At 39.0% G+C, this 17,703-nt stretch carries 20 protein-coding genes; 14 read left to right on the top strand and 6 right to left on the bottom strand.

Going from position 1 to position 17,703, the window contains the following annotated elements; genetic code table 11:
- Positions 1-108: 108 nt before the first annotated feature.
- The gene (locus DFQ12_RS20125) at positions 109-1,608 is read right to left on the bottom strand and encodes a malate:quinone oxidoreductase (protein WP_120260832.1); all 1,500 of its coding nucleotides are present in this window, start codon (positions 1,606-1,608) and stop codon (positions 109-111) included.
- A gap of 316 nt (positions 1,609-1,924) precedes the next feature.
- Here DFQ12_RS20125 and fabG point away from each other — a divergent pair, with 316 nt between their 5' ends.
- The 6 genes from fabG to DFQ12_RS20095 all read left to right on the top strand — a co-directional run bounded on the left by fabG (position 1,925) and on the right by DFQ12_RS20095 (position 5,649).
- Positions 1,925-2,668, top strand: a complete 744-nt coding sequence (gene fabG, locus DFQ12_RS20120) for a 3-oxoacyl-[acyl-carrier-protein] reductase (protein ID WP_120260831.1) — start codon at positions 1,925-1,927, stop codon at positions 2,666-2,668.
- 140 nt (positions 2,669-2,808) lie between these two features.
- Positions 2,809-3,354 (top strand): Crp/Fnr family transcriptional regulator, encoded by a 546-nt coding sequence (locus DFQ12_RS20115; RefSeq protein ID WP_120260830.1) that lies wholly within the window; start codon positions 2,809-2,811, stop codon positions 3,352-3,354.
- A gap of 21 nt (positions 3,355-3,375) precedes the next feature.
- Positions 3,376-3,786 carry a tautomerase family protein gene (locus tag DFQ12_RS20110; protein ID WP_208642591.1) on the top strand — a complete coding sequence of 137 codons (411 nt, stop codon included), beginning with the start codon at positions 3,376-3,378 and terminating at the stop codon, positions 3,784-3,786.
- 1 nt (position 3,787) lies between these two features.
- Positions 3,788-4,192 (top strand): cupin domain-containing protein, encoded by a 405-nt coding sequence (locus DFQ12_RS20105; RefSeq protein ID WP_120260829.1) that lies wholly within the window; start codon positions 3,788-3,790, stop codon positions 4,190-4,192.
- Entirely contained in the window at positions 4,189-4,599 is a 411-nt protein-coding gene (locus tag DFQ12_RS20100; RefSeq protein WP_120260828.1) for a cupin domain-containing protein, read from the top strand. Before DFQ12_RS20105 ends, DFQ12_RS20100 begins: the two co-directional genes overlap by 4 nt.
- A 69-nt stretch (positions 4,600-4,668) precedes the next feature.
- Entirely contained in the window at positions 4,669-5,649 is a 981-nt protein-coding gene (locus DFQ12_RS20095; protein WP_120260827.1) for a LuxE/PaaK family acyltransferase, read from the top strand.
- A 73-nt stretch (positions 5,650-5,722) separates the two neighbouring features.
- On the opposite strand, the gene ypfJ is transcribed toward DFQ12_RS20095, so the two are convergent.
- Positions 5,723-6,592 (bottom strand): KPN_02809 family neutral zinc metallopeptidase, encoded by an 870-nt coding sequence (ypfJ, locus tag DFQ12_RS20090; RefSeq protein ID WP_120260826.1) that lies wholly within the window; start codon positions 6,590-6,592, stop codon positions 5,723-5,725.
- Positions 6,593-6,764: 172 nt separating this feature from the next.
- Between ypfJ and DFQ12_RS20085 the strand changes: the two genes are divergently transcribed.
- Positions 6,765-7,346 carry a PhnA domain-containing protein gene (locus tag DFQ12_RS20085; RefSeq protein WP_120260825.1) on the top strand — a complete coding sequence of 194 codons (582 nt, stop codon included), beginning with the start codon at positions 6,765-6,767 and terminating at the stop codon, positions 7,344-7,346.
- A 93-nt stretch (positions 7,347-7,439) separates the two neighbouring features.
- On the opposite strand, the gene DFQ12_RS20080 is transcribed toward DFQ12_RS20085, so the two are convergent.
- Both DFQ12_RS20080 and DFQ12_RS27975 read right to left on the bottom strand, forming a co-directional pair.
- Positions 7,440-8,366 (bottom strand): polysaccharide deacetylase family protein, encoded by a 927-nt coding sequence (locus DFQ12_RS20080; protein ID WP_120260824.1) that lies wholly within the window; start codon positions 8,364-8,366, stop codon positions 7,440-7,442.
- 309 nt (positions 8,367-8,675) lie between these two features.
- Positions 8,676-9,218 carry a hypothetical protein gene (locus DFQ12_RS27975; protein ID WP_147420447.1) on the bottom strand — a complete coding sequence of 181 codons (543 nt, stop codon included), beginning with the start codon at positions 9,216-9,218 and terminating at the stop codon, positions 8,676-8,678.
- Positions 9,219-9,435: 217 nt separating this feature from the next.
- On the opposite strand from DFQ12_RS27975, the gene DFQ12_RS20075 reads away from it, so the two are divergent.
- Positions 9,436-10,011 (top strand): NADPH-dependent FMN reductase, encoded by a 576-nt coding sequence (locus DFQ12_RS20075; RefSeq protein WP_120260823.1) that lies wholly within the window; start codon positions 9,436-9,438, stop codon positions 10,009-10,011.
- Positions 10,012-10,051: 40 nt separating this feature from the next.
- On the opposite strand, the gene DFQ12_RS20070 is transcribed toward DFQ12_RS20075, so the two are convergent.
- The gene (locus DFQ12_RS20070; protein ID WP_120260822.1) at positions 10,052-10,918 is read right to left on the bottom strand and encodes an aminotransferase class IV; all 867 of its coding nucleotides are present in this window, start codon (positions 10,916-10,918) and stop codon (positions 10,052-10,054) included.
- A 20-nt stretch (positions 10,919-10,938) separates the two neighbouring features.
- Entirely contained in the window at positions 10,939-11,985 is a 1,047-nt protein-coding gene (locus tag DFQ12_RS20065) for an RluA family pseudouridine synthase (RefSeq protein ID WP_120260821.1), read from the bottom strand.
- Positions 11,986-12,003: 18 nt separating this feature from the next.
- Here DFQ12_RS20065 and DFQ12_RS20060 point away from each other — a divergent pair, with 18 nt between their 5' ends.
- The 6 genes from DFQ12_RS20060 (at position 12,004) to DFQ12_RS20035 (ending at position 17,703) form a co-directional block, all read left to right on the top strand.
- A complete protein-coding gene (locus DFQ12_RS20060) occupies positions 12,004-12,939 on the top strand; it encodes a 1-aminocyclopropane-1-carboxylate deaminase/D-cysteine desulfhydrase (RefSeq protein WP_244211803.1) in 936 nt (311 codons plus the stop codon).
- A gap of 108 nt (positions 12,940-13,047) precedes the next feature.
- Positions 13,048-13,611, top strand: coding sequence for an NADPH-dependent FMN reductase (locus DFQ12_RS20055; RefSeq protein ID WP_120260820.1), 564 nt, complete (start codon positions 13,048-13,050; stop codon positions 13,609-13,611).
- Between the two features lie 77 nt (positions 13,612-13,688).
- Positions 13,689-14,267: a DJ-1/PfpI family protein gene (locus DFQ12_RS20050; RefSeq protein ID WP_120260819.1), complete on the top strand. Its 579-nt coding sequence runs from the start codon at positions 13,689-13,691 to the stop codon at positions 14,265-14,267.
- A gap of 10 nt (positions 14,268-14,277) precedes the next feature.
- Positions 14,278-14,655, top strand: a complete 378-nt coding sequence (locus DFQ12_RS20045) for a hypothetical protein (protein WP_120260818.1) — start codon at positions 14,278-14,280, stop codon at positions 14,653-14,655.
- 166 nt (positions 14,656-14,821) lie between these two features.
- Positions 14,822-16,891 carry a polyphosphate kinase 1 gene (ppk1, locus tag DFQ12_RS20040; protein WP_120260817.1) on the top strand — a complete coding sequence of 690 codons (2,070 nt, stop codon included), beginning with the start codon at positions 14,822-14,824 and terminating at the stop codon, positions 16,889-16,891.
- A 203-nt stretch (positions 16,892-17,094) separates the two neighbouring features.
- Positions 17,095-17,703 carry a M15 family metallopeptidase gene (locus tag DFQ12_RS20035; RefSeq protein WP_120261028.1) on the top strand — a complete coding sequence of 203 codons (609 nt, stop codon included), beginning with the start codon at positions 17,095-17,097 and terminating at the stop codon, positions 17,701-17,703.

Here is a 17,703-nt window from a genome sequence, read left to right as displayed (position 1 = left end):
ATATAAAAGCGATTGCACAAGGTCGTACAATCGCTTTTATTGGGTATAATCTCAGCCCAGATGACATTGTCATTTCCGAGCACCCCATAAGTATATTGTATATTGAAATTAATCTATATCAATTAATTTCAACGCTTTATGCGTACGGATACGCGTCTCTCTACAAAGCTCAGCATCATCATTTAACGCTTTGCCATGCGAAGGAATCATCTCGCGTAATTTCTTGCGGTATTCATCTGATTTAGCACGCTCAGGGAAACATTTCTTCAATAGACTGATCATGATCGCTACCGAAGTTGATGCACCTGGAGAAGCTCCCAATAGCGCAGCGATAGAACCGTCTGCACTTGAAACCACTTCTGTACCAAACTCCAAAATCCCACCTTTCTTCTCATCCTTTTTAATCACCTGAACACGTTGACCGGCTTTCTCAATAACCCAATCTTCCAATTTAGCTGTTGGCATAAATTGTTTCAGCGACTCCAATTTATCTTTAGGAGATTTCATGACTTCCGTGATCAGATATTTGGTCAACGGCAAATTGTCAAGTCCTGCCGATAACATCGGACGGATATTGGATAATTTGATCGATGCAGGCAAATCAAAATAAGAACCTTGCTTCAAGAATTTGGTTGAGAAACCAGCATAAGGACCGAAAAGTAAGGCTTGTTTTCCATCGATATAACGGGTATCTAAGTGCGGTACAGACATCGGTGGCGCGCCAACAGATGCTTTACCATAGACTTTAGCATGGTGCGTATTGATAATTTCTTCGTTTACGCATCTCAACCATTGCCCTCCTACAGGGAATCCACCGTAACCTTTTGCTTCTGGAATACCAGATTTCTCCAGCAATAACAAGGAGTGACCTCCAGCGCCGATAAAAACAAACTTCGCTTTTAGCTCCCTCTTTACCCCCGTTTTCAAATCTTTCACTTCGATTTCCCAACGGCCATCGTCTTCACGTTCGATATCAACAACTTCGTGGTTTAAGGAAATTGAAATATTTTCTTTGTTTGCTAGGTTATTAATCAAATCACGTGTCAATGAACCGAAATTCACATCGGTACCTAAATCCATCTTGGTTGCAGCGATTTTCTCACTTGCATCCCGCCCTTCCATCATCAAAGGAATCCATGACTTCAATAGCGTTGCATCTTCGGTATATTCCATGCCTTTGAACAAGGTTTGGGTGTTCATTGTTTCCCATCTTGTCTTCAGGAATTTCACATCTTTTTCACCAAAAACCGCACTCATATGGGGAATGCTACGGATAAAGTTCTCCGGTTGGGCAATAATACCCTTATCAACCAAGTACGACCAAAACTGCTTAGAAACTTCAAATTGCTCAGCAATTTTAACAGCTTTATCAACTTTTACGGAACCATCTTTTTGTTCCGGTGTATAATTCAATTCGCACAAGGCCGAGTGACCTGTACCAGCATTATTCCAAGCGTCAGAACTCTCAGCCGCCACAACATCCAAACGCTCGAGAATTTCAATATTAACGTCTGGGCTTAATTCATTGATTAGAGTACCCAAAGTAGCACTCATAATCCCGGCGCCGATTAGAACAACGTCAACTTCTTTATTTGATTTTTTGCTCATGTTTTTGTGATTGATGCAAATTTAATATAGTTTTTGGTAAACCCCCAAGTCTTTTGTCAAAAAACTGTACTTTTTAGAAACACTTATTCAAAAATACCATTGATTTATTAAAATAATCCTAAGCATAACCGAAATTCTACTTTTTCCAGTTTTCTAAGGCCATACATAGGATATCGTTCATCGATACGGGAATAAATAATCTAAAATAAGACAAAAGCCCATTGCTTTTTGAATCGTTATTTATCGAAAGATTTTGTGTTATAATATAGTTTTAACATTTTTGCAAAAACATCAACGAATAACATTACACTCTTATATGAAACTACTTGAAGGAAAAATTGCTTTGGTAACTGGAGCATCAAAAGGAATTGGAAGAAAAATTGCGGAAGTGTTTGCACAACACGGCGCCAATGTTGCTTTCACTTACCTTTCGTCTGTAGAAAAGGGACAAGCGCTAGAAAAAGAGCTTCAAGCCTACGGAACAAAAGTAATCGGCTACCGTTCTGATGCTTCGAAATTTGAAGAAGCAGAACAATTAATCAATGCAATCGTTGCAGATTTTGGAAGCCTGGATATCGTAGTCAATAATGCTGGCATCACAAAAGATGGTCTGCTTATGCGTATGACGGAAGAAAACTGGGATGACGTCTTAAACGTCAACTTGAAATCCGTATTTAATGTTACAAAAGCTGCTTCAAAAATAATGATGAAAAACCGTAAAGGTTCTTTCATCAATATGTCGTCCGTTGTTGGCGTCCAAGGGAATGCTGGTCAATCAAATTATGCCGCTTCCAAAGCTGGTATCATAGGATTCACCAAATCCATTGCTAAAGAATTGGGTTCACGTAACATTCGTGCAAACGTTGTCGCTCCTGGATTTATCCGTACAGAAATGACAGATATATTGGATCCTAAAGTGATCGCGACATGGGAAGCTGGAATTCCTTTGAAACGTGCTGGATCTCCAGAAGATGTAGCCAATGCCTGTCTTTACCTTGCATCTGATTTATCCGCATATGTCACTGGACAGGTTCTTCCTGTTGATGGTGGTATGTTGTAGCATAACTAAAGTTGGTGTCGGATATCTTCATCTTGACACCAACTTATATATTCAGTTAGACGCATCAGAAATTCCCTACCCATCTTCTCCTCATTTAGCTCTATTGGATCAATATTCTACATTTATATAATACTTGAATTATGCTTACCAAAGAAGATTTAGCTTTATTTAAGAGTCAAAGTAAAATCATCCAAGTCAAGAAGAATGATTTTTTTGTAAAGGAAGATGAAATTTGCAATTACATTGGTATTGTCCAAAGTGGCACCCTATATGGATATTTCGAAGACGCTGACGCTAATTTTATTGTTAGCGAATTATATGGAGAACAAAGTCTCCTTACATCTTATCGAAGTTTTTTAACGGACGTACCCTCCCCCGTTTTCATCAAAGCTTATGCTAATGCGGAGATCGCTGTGATTGATAAAACCCAATACGTCGAATTGGTGAAACAACAGCCCTGGGCCTATATTTTTAAAAAAATTTCCGACCAATTGTTTATCAATAAATGCTTCAAAGAAACAGCGTTAATTAAACTGAAGGCCAAAGACCGTTACTTAGAATTGGTTCAAACCCGTAAACAGATCGAGCAGGATTTCCCACAGCATCTTATTGCATCTTATCTAAAAATTCGTCCAGAGACGCTGTCAAGAATTAAAAGTCTTGATCTATATCAAGATAGAAAGTAAATATTCTTATGGATTTTTGTAATGAAATCAAAACTCATTACCATGCCGCTAGTAAGAATTACATTATCAGAAAATTACGATATAAATACACAGGACTTAATTTCCAATAGTGTACATCGTGCATTAATGGACGAATTTCAAATTCCAAAAGATGATTTTTTCCATATTATAGAATCTGTAAGTTCTCCTCAACTTCGTTTCCCGCAGGAATATTTAGATATAAAACATACAAAAGATATTGTTTATATTCAAATAACCGCTGCCATTGGTAGAGATGTCAACAAAAAACGAAAATTGTATCGACAAATTTCATTAAATATTTCCAATTCCACCCCTATCAATCCTCAAGACGTCATCATCGTACTCCTCGAAAACTCAAAGCACGACTGGTCTTTTGGCAACGGAGAAATGCAAACCTTTAATCACGTTTAAAATGGTAGAAATCATAAATGCGTTCCGATCTCTTAAAGAAGTATCTAAAGCTGAAGCGATCATGCAAAAAGTCGCCTTCTTAACAGGGGATGACAGCATGTCTTTGTTCATTATTGCGCTCAATAAAAATCAGGTCTTGCCCGCACATTATCACAAAAAGGGAATTGAAATTTATTATATCCTTTCCGGAAGCGCAATCTTAACAACAACTTTATTTCACCCCAAAAACCAATTGGACATTGATGTTAAGACTGTAATTAAGGGAGATACATTCTCAATCCCCCCCTTTAATATACATCAGATAGCAAACCATCGTGCTGAAATAGTGATCATTTTGGCAATAGCGCCAAAAAATCATAATCATATCGACCGTTATTTTGTTGAACTAGATCTTAATAAGCAATGAAATTTTCTAAAATAAAATCGACACTTATCTTACTTCTGATGCTACTGTCTTTTTCCTGTAAAGCTCAGAAAAACATAATTCAACGAGAAGATTTACAACATATTATACTAGATCAGCATTTGCATCAGGTGGAAATGCAAAAAATCACATTAAAAAAAGCGCAAAAAGCACCCGCACATTTCCACCCATGTCCAGTGATCGGTTTTGTCGTTGAGGGTGAAATTACCTTTGAAATAGCAGGACAAAAACCAAAGTTATTACAATCTGGCGACTCGTTTTATGAGCCAAAAAATGTAAAGATCCTAATGTTTAATAACAATTCTCAAATCAGAGAAGCCAAATTTATTGCAATTTATTTAAAAGAAGATAATGAAAAATCCATCCAAATTTTAGATTTTGTCAAATAAATAGTGTTTGCGATATCCCCTCAATATTTCTAAATTTTAGCTAATTTTGTCCATCAAAATTTAAATGCTATGACGAATTGGACGGATTTTTTTGCAATTCAAACAGAAGACGACTTTAATCAACATTGTTTAGAAACTTATCACTTCCAACTGCTGCATTGTCAGGTTTACCGAGACTATGTTTCGCTGATAGGTAAAGAAAAAAATCAAGTCAAGCATTATAGCGAGATCCCCTTCCTGCCGATAGAATTTTTCAAAACACAAAAAGTCCTGGCTGCCGGAATGGATCCCCAAATTGTGTTTTCAAGCTCAGGCACAACAGGTATGGTCACATCCAAACATCTTGTTGCCGATGTATCCATCTATGAGCAAACTTTTCGACGTATATTCGAAGATTTCTATGGACCGATTACGGATATCGCTGTTTTGGCCCTACTCCCATCCTATCTGGAAAGAAGTGGTTCGTCCCTGATCTACATGATCGATGATTTGATGAAACAGAGTAAACAAACGGAGAGTAATTATTTCCTCTACAATCATCAGGAGCTATATGATACACTTGTTCAATTAAAAGATAACGGAACTAAAACCATCCTTTTTGGTGTCACCTATGCCTTGCTTGATTTCATTGAGCAATATGCTTTTGAATTTCCGGAACTGATTATCATGGAAACTGGCGGAATGAAAGGTAAACGCAAAGAAATGGTGAAACAGGAAATTCACCAACTGCTTGAGGATGCTTTTAAGGTCAGTGGGATCCACTCAGAATATGGCATGACCGAATTATTGTCACAGGGGTACTCTTCGGGTCAAGGGATTTTCCATTTGCCCAAATGGATGAAAGTATTAATTCGCGATACAAATGATCCTTTGAGTTTAATTTCCTCCGACAGAACCGGAGGCATTAATGTCATCGACTTAGCCAACCGCTACTCTTGTTCATTTATAGCAACACAGGATCTCGGAAAAGTGTATCAGGATGGTTCATTTGAGATACTGGGGCGTTTTGACCAAAGCGATATTCGAGGCTGTAATTTATTGGTCCAATAAAAAGCCCCATAAAAATTTATAGGGCTTATCTTTACCATACTACAGTTGGTAGCACTTATGGAATCTATTCTTACTATCTCAGACTTGGATCCTCAAACGTATTTCCGGCGCGCATGTCCCCTGAGTCATATCCTTTTTTAAACCAAGTCATTCGTTGCGCTGAGGTTCCATGTGTAAAAGATTCTGGAACAGCATAGCCTTGCGCAGCCGTCTGTAATTTATCATCCCCTACCGCTTCTGCGGCTTTCATACCATCCACGATATCGTTATAATCTATTTTTATATCCGTGTATTCATTGAGGTAATGCGCCCATACACCAGCATAGAAATCAGCTTGAAGTTCAGTCATGACCGAAATCTTGTTGTTTTCACGTTCACTTAGTTTCCCGCGGGCTTGATTGGTTTTAGGTAATAATCCGACCAGTTGTTGAATATGATGCCCTACCTCGTGTGCAATAACATAAGCCATGGCAAATTCCCCCTTGGCACCAAATTTATCGGAAAGTTCGCGGTTAAAGGTCAGGTCCAAATAGATTTTCTGATCTCCAGGGCAATAAAATGGCCCATACGAAGCCTGTCCCATCCCACAACCGTCTGTCTGCGTACCACCATCATAAAAAACCAGGGTAGTTGGCGTATAATTTTGCTGCATTTGCTCTTTAAATAGCTTAGCCCAGATATCTTCTGTACTCTGAAGTACAGTCAACGAAAACTCAGTTAACCTCTTTTCCTCAGGGTTCAGTTCACGCGGTTGCCCAGACTGCTCCGTTTGCCCACCCATATTTTGCGCCTGTTGCAACAACTGCATGGGATCGCCACCCATCAGAAAACCAATAACCAATACGATGATCCCCCCTATACCTCCCAATGCTAGCTTTCCACCACCGGACATACCTCTACGATCCTCAAAATTGCCACTTTGTTTACCTCCTTGCCATTTCATATGATTTGTATATTTATTTCAGTTAATAATCTTTTCCAACTTCGTTAGCGTACAAATTCAGTACCAATATAACAGCTCATCCTATTTTTTTTAGAGAAAGACCAGCTTTATTTTAGCAACGACAACTTACTACAATTTATATTCTTATTTTTGGGCTTTTATAGAAACAGATATGAAATTAGAAGAACAATTACTAGCGCGAGCTGGCGGAAAATGTGAGCTGACAGACACTGTAACGGACTTAATAACCTATACATTACCTCCGGAAACCAGTTCAACTTTGGATAACACCCTACTGATTTCAGCAACATTGGCCAACCAGCTCAACAAAACAGAGCAATTAAATCCTGAAGACTGGAAATTTCTACCGAATGCCATGTGGTCAGAAATCCCTGCTGTACAGATTGTCTGCTGGCGCATGTTAAATCGTCTGAAAAATGAAGGCTGGGCTTCCGAAGCACTCGATATCCTCTACCTTGATGATGAAACATTAGCCGAGGCAAAGAAAACCGGAGATCATGAAAACGACGGTTACGTTTCTTTTCATGAAGATAGCATCGGACAGCGATTATTAGAAGGCGATACGGTTGTGCTTACAAAAACATTGGATGTAAAAGGCTCTTCGCTCAAAGCAACCTTAGGTACTGTGGTTAAAAATATCCGATTAGTAGCTGATAATATTGAGCAGATCGAAGGAAAAATTGAAGGCCAGACAATCGTCATATTGACAAAATATCTACGCAAACAAAACTAAGAAGAGGAATTCTTCCCCTATAAAAATTTAGCCCTAAACCAGTAATCTTATACTACTGATTTAGGGCTAAATTATATAGATTGTGTAAATTCCCTATTGTGGATAATTGCGCATAAACTCAAAGCGATAGTTCGGATGTTGTTTAAGACTATCAATTAAATCTGACAGTAATTTCTGTCCTTTTTTCGTTTGGTACATATTATCATGGGTCAACAGGACAACATTATTTTTTGTGTAGGATGTACCTTTACGAAGCAAGTTTTTCATCTGTGTATACAGCTGGTTAACTGACAAATCCGGTTTACCTGTCACACCATTAATCTTCCATTCGCAATCCCACCCCATAATTTTATAACCGTTTTGGTGCAGTAGCTCTGCGGTAGAAGCGCCGCTTTTTAGATCAACTTTTTTACGATCCCCTACATACCAGATATTTCTTCCGGGGAGTCTCACGATTTTGTGCTCCAGGCCCAGAGATTGTTCTGCCAATTCAAAATCTTCAAATGCGGTCTGTGGATTTGAATAAAATGTACTATACTTATTATGCGCATGCCAATAACTATGATTGTAGCAATCGACCAGCGGGTTATTTTTATACCGCTCTGTATAGCCGTGTAATTTTTTGCTCATCTTATCATGCTCACCAATCAAAAATGCATTGATCTTGATACCCTTCGCTGTTGCGATAGAATCCAAATACTGGCTACCATTAAGCGGGCCGTCATCAAAAGTAAGATAAATATATCGCGGCGAAACAGAGTCCGTCAATAAAACTGTGGTATCTTTGGCGCCACTATAGGAAACATTCGCCTCCATTTTGGTAATGGAATCCTTGCGCAGCGAATCCACTTTTGTAATAGAATCCTGCACAACAATTAGACTATCTTTCTTGTGCTGTACAGAATCGACAGTAACACCCTTTTCTTCCTTTTTACCACTGTTTTGATTACAAGACTGTAATCCTAAACTAGCTATTCCCAAGCCCATCAATACAAAGCTTGATTTAATTACTTTTCCCATTACATAAATTAACTTACACGCCACATGCTATCTTTTGCACACAAAATGCCCTACTTTATTAAAGTCACTTCCTATGCTCCTGTCGCAAAATTAAGATAATTTTCATGAATCAACGCTTTATATCCTGTGATTTATTCCTTACACTTTATTTTATTGAACATATCGTTATAAAATTTTAGCATCTATCTAGAAATTACACTATACAAAAGACTAACTCAGCCAAAATCAATGCTATAAAAAAAGGGGCCTGTCTTGCGACAAGTCCCTTTCCTATTAAACGATTAAGATACTCAAACTAGACACATCCAATTAATCTCTATGTCTCCCTCTGTGTCCGTGCTCGTGTCGGTCATTATCTCTATCTCCGTATCCGCGCCCACGCCCTCTTCCTCTATCGTTATGTCTTCTATTGCTCTCACCCCAGGAATGATCTCGTCTTACACTACGTTCACTCGCAAAGGAATATCCACTACGTCCATGGTGACTATCCCGGATAGAAACCTGTCTGCCCCGTGAGTGGCCATATCTGCTTCTATAACGGTCATGGTGATGCCAAGGTGTGCGATCATTGATCACTACTTTATGCGCCCTATAAAAATCATAATGCCGATATCTTCTTGGTAAACTCGCCCTTCTTATCCAACCTCCATTGTCATAGTAAACATAACATCTCGCGGGTACATCATAATACATATTGTATTCAGGCATGTAATAATAACGGGCATAATCATAACCCACCGGTCCCCAACTTGGCTGACTCCCAATATTTACGCTGATACTTACCTGTGCATCAGCTGTCCCAGCCACAAAAAGACCTGCAATGATAGCAGCGGTGTAAAACATTTTTTTCATAAGTAGCTCCTCCCTTAGTTTTGTAATTTATTCTTTACAATACGACAACAAACTGTATGCAAAAGATTAAATGATAAATGTTAATTTTTGTTAACAAAAACTTAATCTATTCAGCACAAACAACTTAGTTTTATTTTTACATTCAAAAACAGAGAAACTTTTTAGGGAGCAAATTGTTCAACCAATAATACTATTAATACTTTAATTGAACTTGAGTATGAATACTTACAGCATTGGAATCATCGTCGGCAGTTTGAGGAAACAATCCTATAATAGAAAGATAGCTGATTTTATTCTTGAACAAACACCTAATAAGTTTAACTATCGTATTCTTGAAATTGGTGATCTTCCCTTATACAATCAGGATTTTGACGACGAAGGCAATCCGCCCGAAAGTTATATCCGGTTTCGTAAAGAGGTCGCAGCACTGGATGCTATTCTGTTCATTACACCTGAATATAATCGCTCCGTACCTGCTGTACTAAAAAATGCAATAGATGTAGGATCCCGGCCATACGGGAAGAATAAATGGGATGGCAAACCGGGAGCCATCATCTCCTCTTCGACAGGAGCTTATGGTGGTTTCGGTGCAAACCATCATATCCGGCAGTCCTTGGTATTTGTCAATATCTATCCCATGCAGCAACCCGAAGCTTATCTTGGTAATATAAAAGAGTGTATCGGCGGGAGCGGAAAAGTTGAATTACAAAAAACAAAAGACTTCCTCCTTGACTTCAAAAAGGCTTTTGAGCACTGGATCATCAGAATAGTACATACAAAAAGCCAAGATTAATCTTGGCTTTTTGTATGTTTATCAATTATTTCTTGCAAACTTAGCTTTGCTCCTCGTTTGAATCATAATTCCAACTCAGCAATTTTTCTTGCAATATCCGTGATATCTTGTTGAAATAGCGTTTCTGCTTGTAGCCCATGACCCATTGCACCCCTTGTACCGCATTGGTACAAAAAATCTCATCCGCTCTTTTCATGATTTCAGCGCTTATTTGTGCCTCCACAACTTCAATCCCTTCAGACCGTGCCATATCCATCACTACCCGTCGCATGACACCTTCGATACATCCCTCGGATAGCGCAGGCGTATATAATATTTTTTCGTAATACACGAAGATATTTGAGGTCAAGGACTCACAAAGGTAACCTTCCTGATTTAAGATCAATACATCATCAAAGGCCATTTTTTTCTTATAGATACCCGCCAGTACATAAATTTGCGAATTGAGCGATTTTAGTTTTGACAAATCACTATAAGGCTTTTTGAACTCACTATATAAGCCCACGATCAGACCGACTTTCTTATCTCGCAGATTGGGTTCTATGCGTTGTACCTGCAAGACAAATCCCGGTTTATTTGTGGTTGGACTATATAATCCACCACCCATCCGAAATACAATCAATCGAATACGAACCTGCTGTCCCAACATGTTATTCTTACGAATCAGCTCCTCCGATCTTGAACGGATAAAAAATTCGTCAAAAAGATTCGCATCATCAAGGTGTATCAATTCCATCCCCTGTTGCAAGCGCGCTACATGAAAGTTCAGAAAACGAATATCACCATCTTTATACAACATGGTTTCAAACAATCCATCACCATAGCGAAAGCCTCTATTTTCTACGCTAAATATTTCCTGTTCTTCCGGCACTACATTGCCGTTAAAATTGATATAGTTTGTCGGCATCTTTATTTGTTTTCTAAATTTTAATCATTTTCTACAGCCATGGAATTTGCGGCGTAACCACGCCACTTTTCTAAAGCTAAACGAAAATCTTCAGGATATGGTACCTCAAAATAGATATTTTCTTTTGAAGTCGGATGAATAAATCCCAATACCTGTGCGTGAAGCGCCTGTCGCGGAAGCAGGTTAAAGCAATTGTCCACAAATTGCTTATATTTTGAGAAGACAGTTCCTTTTAATATTTTATCCCCGCCGTACATCGCATCATTAAACAATGGATGACCAATGGATTGCATGTGCGTACGAATTTGATGTGTACGCCCCGTCTCCAACTGGCATTCGATCAAAGTCACATAACCCAATCGTTCCAGTACTTTATAATGCGTCACGGACCATCTTCCTTTGTCCTCACTATCGTACATGGCCATAATACGTCTATCTTTCAAATGACGACCAATGTAACCAGTAATCGTTCCATCCTCTTTCAAATCACCCCATACCAAGGCAATATATTTACGGGTAATGCTATGATCGAAAAATTGCTTAGCCAAAAATGCCATCGATTTTTCGTTCTTAGCGATCACCAACAATCCGGAAGTATCTTTGTCTATTCGATGTACCAGACCGGGACGGTCTGAATTTCCCGGCAACTGTGGCAGCTGTTGTATATGATAAGTCAATGCATTAACCAATGTACCTGTATAATTATTATAACCTGGGTGAACAACCATCCCAGCTTCTTTATTTACAATAAGGACATCGTCATCTTCGTATTTTATGTCTAACGGAATATTTTCGGGGTAAACCTCATTATCGCGTGGTGGATCTGGTAATACCAACGTAATGACATCCTCTGGTCTGACTTTATAGCTCGCCTTGATCTCTTTTCCGTTAACCATGACAGAACCTGCTTCAATGGCATGCTGAATTTTGCTTCTTGTCGCATTTTCCACCCTATTCATCAGATATTTATCAATACGGAGTAAAGCTTGCCCCTTATCCACTTCAATGCGTAGATGTTCAAATAACTCTTGTTCTTCTTGATCTTGCGATCCCATTTGTTCTGTCATTCTACAAAAATAAACCAAATGAAACAATTTTCGTTAAATTTGTTTTCATTTAATGTTATGTTGCCATTCAAAATCCATAGCCCCGAAACAGAAGTCACATTACCTTTATGGGAAAAAAAGCACATCAAGGTAACACTGAAGCGAGACGACCTGATCCATCCATTTATTTCGGGCAACAAATGGCGAAAATTAAAGTACAATCTTCAGGAGGCATTGCAGCTCCAAAAAAATCATATCGTTACTTTTGGTGGTGCATGGAGCAATCATTTGCTAGCGACCGCTTGTGCAGGAGCAACATTCCGGCTCAAAACGACAGCTTTCGTCAGAGGTGATGAACAGGTTAATAATCCGGTTCTGACCATGTGTCAATTATTCGGGATGCACCTTATTTATGTAGATCGGGATTCCTATAGGGGCAAAGAAAAGCTCTATAGCGACTATTTCGGTCAGGATCCAACGGCCTTCTATGTCCATGAAGGAGGCTATGGCCTCTTGGGAGCCAAAGGCTGTGCCGAACTTGTCGATGAGCTCCAACAGGACTACCAACATATCTTTACCGCCTGTGGTACCGGAACTACGCTTGCCGGAATTGCCAACGCAATTGACAAAAAAGATCTTTTCACCCAGATACACGGGGTACCCGTACTCAAAAACGGCAGCTTTATCAATGATGAAGTTGCTCAACTCTACCCCCATCTTGCCGCACCTATTTTACATCTGGACTATCATTTTGGAGGGTATGCTAAGACTACACCTGAACTCCTTGCATTCACACAGCATTTTATCAGCAGTACAGGGATTATGATCGAGCCTACTTATACCGGAAAATTGCTTTATGCTGTAGATGATCTCATCAAAAAAGATTATTTCACACCAGCAGATCAGCTACTGGTTGTTCATACAGGTGGGCTCACCGGATTACTCGGGATGTACGAACGCTTCGCATTTCATTGACCTAGGTCAATAAATAGGCTATTATGCCCCTAGCAGACATTTTGCTGACATTTTTTTTGTGATTATGTTGTAAGTTTGACCAGTTTAAAAATTAAAACTGATACACAGATGAAAATATTAGCATTTGCAGGAACAAGTAATAAGAATTCTATCAATAAAACTTTTGTAACAAGTACTTCCAAATATTACAAAGAAGCTGATGATAGTGTAGAGCTTCTTGACCTCAATCATTTTGAAATGCCTATTTATTCTTATGACAAGGAAGTAGAATTGGGCATTCCACAATTAGCGCATGATTTTGCAGCAAAAATGGATGCTGCGGATTTCTTGCTTATTTCACTGGCGGAACATAATGGCTCCTATACTTCAGCTTACAAAAACATTGTTGACTGGGTATCACGGATTCCGAATCGCAAAACCTTCAATGGTAAGCCTGTTTTCCTATTAGCTACTTCTCCGGGTCCAATGGGTGGTTCAACTGTGTTAAATGCTGCAGTCAATAGAATTACCTGGGATGGTGCTGATATCCTGGATTCGTTCTCCCTACCTGAATTTCATAAAAATTTTGAGGAAGGAAAAGGTATTACCAATCCCACTTTGAGAAGCCAGCTTGAGGCTAAAGTACGTAAGACTAAACGTGCTCTTGCTGAAAAATCACTGGTTCAAGGTTAACAAAAGATTAACAAATAACCATTGTAAAAACCTCTTTTAATATGTAAATTCAGAACCTACTAAAAGAGGTTTTTGATATGGCAAAAAAAATATTATTACTTGTTGGAGACTTTGTAGAAGACTACGAAGCGATGGTTCCATTTCAAGCGATGGGATCAATAGGAATAGCAGTTGATGCCATTGCCCCTGACCGAAAAAAGGGCGATGTGGTGCCTACCGCGGTACATGATTTTACAGGTGATCAAACCTATAAGGAACTACGGGGTCATAATTTTGCGATCAATAAAGATTTTGATCAGGTCAACCCTGAAGAATACGATGGACTCTATATTGCAGGTGGCCGTTCGGCGGAATATATCCGTCTTAACCAACGTGTATTGGAAATTACCAGGCATTTCTTTGAAAAGAATAAGCCTGTTGCAGCAATATGCCACGGGATTCAGGTATTGACAGCAGCAAAGGTTCTGACAGGGCGTACATTGACAGCCTATGTCGCCGTAGGGCCGGATATTGAATTGGCGGGTGGTATCTGGAAAAATATTCCAGCTGATCAGGCTGTTGTAGATGGAAACCTGGTCACATCTCCTGCTTGGCCCGGACATCAGGCCATCTTAAAAGAATTTTATAAATTATTGGATATAAACATTACTATTTAAGCGTATTTTAATGAAGAAGAATAAAAAGGTATGGCTTTTGGTCATCCCGGTTTTAGTGTTGTTGGGTTTTATTTTAAAAGATACTTTCAATCAGAAAAGTATCGAAGATCTTCCTGGCGGATTTAAGGAAGTTGCTTTTGTTAGGAATGAGCAAAATAAAGGTGGGATTATCCGTATCTATGCCGTTACAGTAGGCGACCTATTGAATGCAGATTATACAGCCTGTCTGGAGCTCCTGCCGGTCAACGATTATGGCAGTACGACCACCGTATATTTTTTCGATCGTACGGCCCCCTACCCTACAACATTAGCAATTGATGCCCCGCATTTTGACGGCACCAAGTATAAAGCGGTCCAGATTTCAAAAAAATACGGAAAAAAGAAATAACAACACAGTCAACGATGTTGTTCACCCCAAAAGGTCTCGCACTTTTTGGGGTATTTTTTTGGAAGTAGATGAAGAAAAAATAAATTAATAATTCTTTAACACGAAAAAGTTCGTTTATCGCGCCTAGACCTATAGTTTTGCTTCTTAAATTTATGTATATTTAGCTATGGCGAAAAGATTTATTCCTAGAGATATTAGCTGGTTGAGCTTTAATGGCAGAGTTTTACAAGAGGCTGCAGATGAGACTGTACCTTTGCCTTTAAGGATCAAATTTTTAGGTATATTTTCCAATAACCTGGACGAATTTTTTCGTGTACGTGTGGCAGGCCTTAAACGTGCCATCGACCTCAAGGACAAAAGTGCCAATCAATCTTTTTATGAAGATCCGCAACTGATTTTAGAAGAACTCAATATTCGGGTAATCAAACAGCAAAAGAAATTTGACAACACCTGGAATCGGATCCAAAAGGATATGGCCAAGCAAAATGTCTTTATCAAGACGAGTGAAGAGCTTAGTCCAGAGCAACAGCAGTTTGTCAGTGAGTATTATCAGGATGATGTGGAGTCGAATGTCATTCCGTTAATTCTAGATGATGTTCGTCCAATGCCTTATATCCGTGACAAAAGCCTCTATTTAGGTATCGCCATGGGAAAAAGCGAATGGCAATATGAGACTAAGTTTGCACTAATTGAAATTCCCACCAGCCAGAACGGACGCTTCGTCCAATTGCCGGCACCAAAGGATGAAAAACATATTATTCTTCTTGAAGATGTCATTAAGTTCAATCTTCCGTTGATATTTTCCTATTTTGGTTTCGATGTATTCCATGCACATGTGTTTAAGGTCACGAAAGATGCAGAATTCGATATCGATAACGACATCAATACAACGCTGGTTGAAAAGATAAGCAAAGGCGTCAAAAATAGACGGAAAGGTAAACCGACCCGTTTTATCTTTGATCAGGAGATGGATCCAAAACTCGTCGAGTTTCTGATCAAAAAACTCAACTTATCAAAAAAAGATAGTATCATACCTGGGCAAAAGATCCATAATTTCAAGCATTTCATGGATTTTCCCAATGTGTTTAAGTCCTATCATCAACCACAAGAGAGAACTTCATTTCCACATCCCTATTTTCAAAATTATGAACGGGTCACCGATACAGTTTTGAAGAAAGATGTTCTGCTCTCCTTTCCTTATCATGAGTTTCGGCCTATCATTGACCTGCTACGTGAAGCAGCAATGGATCCCGATGTAAAAACGATACAGATTACGGCCTATCGCTTAGCTTCGAATTCCAAAGTCGCCAATGCATTGATAAATGCTGCCCGGAATGGCAAGGAAGTAACGGTCATGCTTGAACTGCGGGCGCGATTTGATGAGGAGAATAATCTGGACTGGAAAGAAAAACTTGAATTGGAAGGTATCAAGGTCCTAACAGGAATTCCTAATAAAAAGGTACATGCCAAATTATGTGTCATCAAAAAGCGGACTGGCGCAAAAACAATTCAATATGGCTTTGTCAGCACCGGTAATATCAATGAAAAAACGGCGAAATTATATGGGGACTACTGCTTGTTGACGAGCAATAGAGATGTCATTGCGGATATTAATAAAGTCTTCAATTACCTCAGAAGACCAAAATCAGACCCCGCTGAGATGATCAAAAACTGTAAAAGCTTATTGATCTGTCCAATTGATATGCGCAGGGAATTGCTGCATTTTATCGATCTGGAAATCGCAGAAGCTAAGGCTGGTCGAAAAGCAGCTATCATTGTCAAAGTAAACTCGCTGAGTGATAAAGATATGATTAAAAAGCTTTATGATGCTGCAACAGCTGGAGTTAAAATAGATCTTATTATCCGCGGTATTTATTGCGCGATGAATCAGAAAACATTTAAATCCCCGATGAATGCAATTTCAATCGTCGACGAATATTTGGAACATGCCCGAGTCATGTATTTCTACAATGCCGGTAAAGAATTAATGTATATCTCCTCGGCGGATTGGATGACCCGAAATTTAGATCATCGTATTGAAGCTGCTGTAAAAATCACCAGTAAAAAAATCAAGGAAGATTTAAAGGAAATGCTTTACATTCAACTAACCGATAATGTTAAAGCTCGCATTCTGAACAACTCCCTAAGCAACCACTACGTCGAAAATAAAAAGGAGCCTTGCCGCTCGCAGATCGAGATCTACAACTATTTAAAAAGAAAAATAACAGATCATTAAGTCTAATTTCTGACAAGCCTCAGGCATTCATTCCCTGAGGCTTTTCTTATTCATCTTCTTGTTATTGTTTGCAATACGTTTTCGCCTCATAGCCGAATGCTAGAATTGAGCATCAAAATTTGTATCTTCATCCTATGAAACTCAACTTCTGTCTATCCATTTGTCTTGCTTTTTTTGCCTTCCAAACGAAAGCCCAACAAAAGATGCCAGCAAACTTCGTCTACGTAAAAGAATTCATCCCGACAATTACCCTCGAAATGCGTTATTTTGGAAGCCACAATTTTACAGGGAAACCTATCCGTGGCTACGAAAAACCTGTTGCGATTCTGACCAAGCGTGCCACATTGGCCTTACAGCAAGTCGAACAACATCTAAACAATCAAGGCTTGGCATTAAAAATTTTTGATGCCTATCGTCCGCAACGCGCAGTTGATCATTTTAAAGCCTGGTCACTGGCTACCCAAGATACGATCGCTAAGCGGGAGTTCTATCCAGAGCTGGATAAGAAAAACTTATTTAAACTCGGTTTCATTGCGACCAAATCAGGACATAGTCGCGGTAGTACCGTCGATTTAACATTGGTCAGTCTTAAAGATCACAAAGAAATAGATATGGGCGGTCCTTTTGATTTCTTTGGTGCCGTCTCTCATCATAACTATACCAAACTAACTGCAAAACAAAAGGAAAACCGCAGGATACTACGTGAGGCTATGGCTAAATTTGGGTTTAAGGCCTACGATAAGGAATGGTGGCACTATACCTTAAAGGATGAACCCTATCGTAAAACATATTTTGATTTTATTGTAAAGTAA

The sequence above is a fragment of the Sphingobacterium detergens genome (assembly GCF_003610355.1).
Lineage (GTDB): Bacteria > Bacteroidota > Bacteroidia > Sphingobacteriales > Sphingobacteriaceae > Sphingobacterium > Sphingobacterium detergens.
This window is presented reverse-complemented; position numbering and strand designations above follow the sequence as displayed.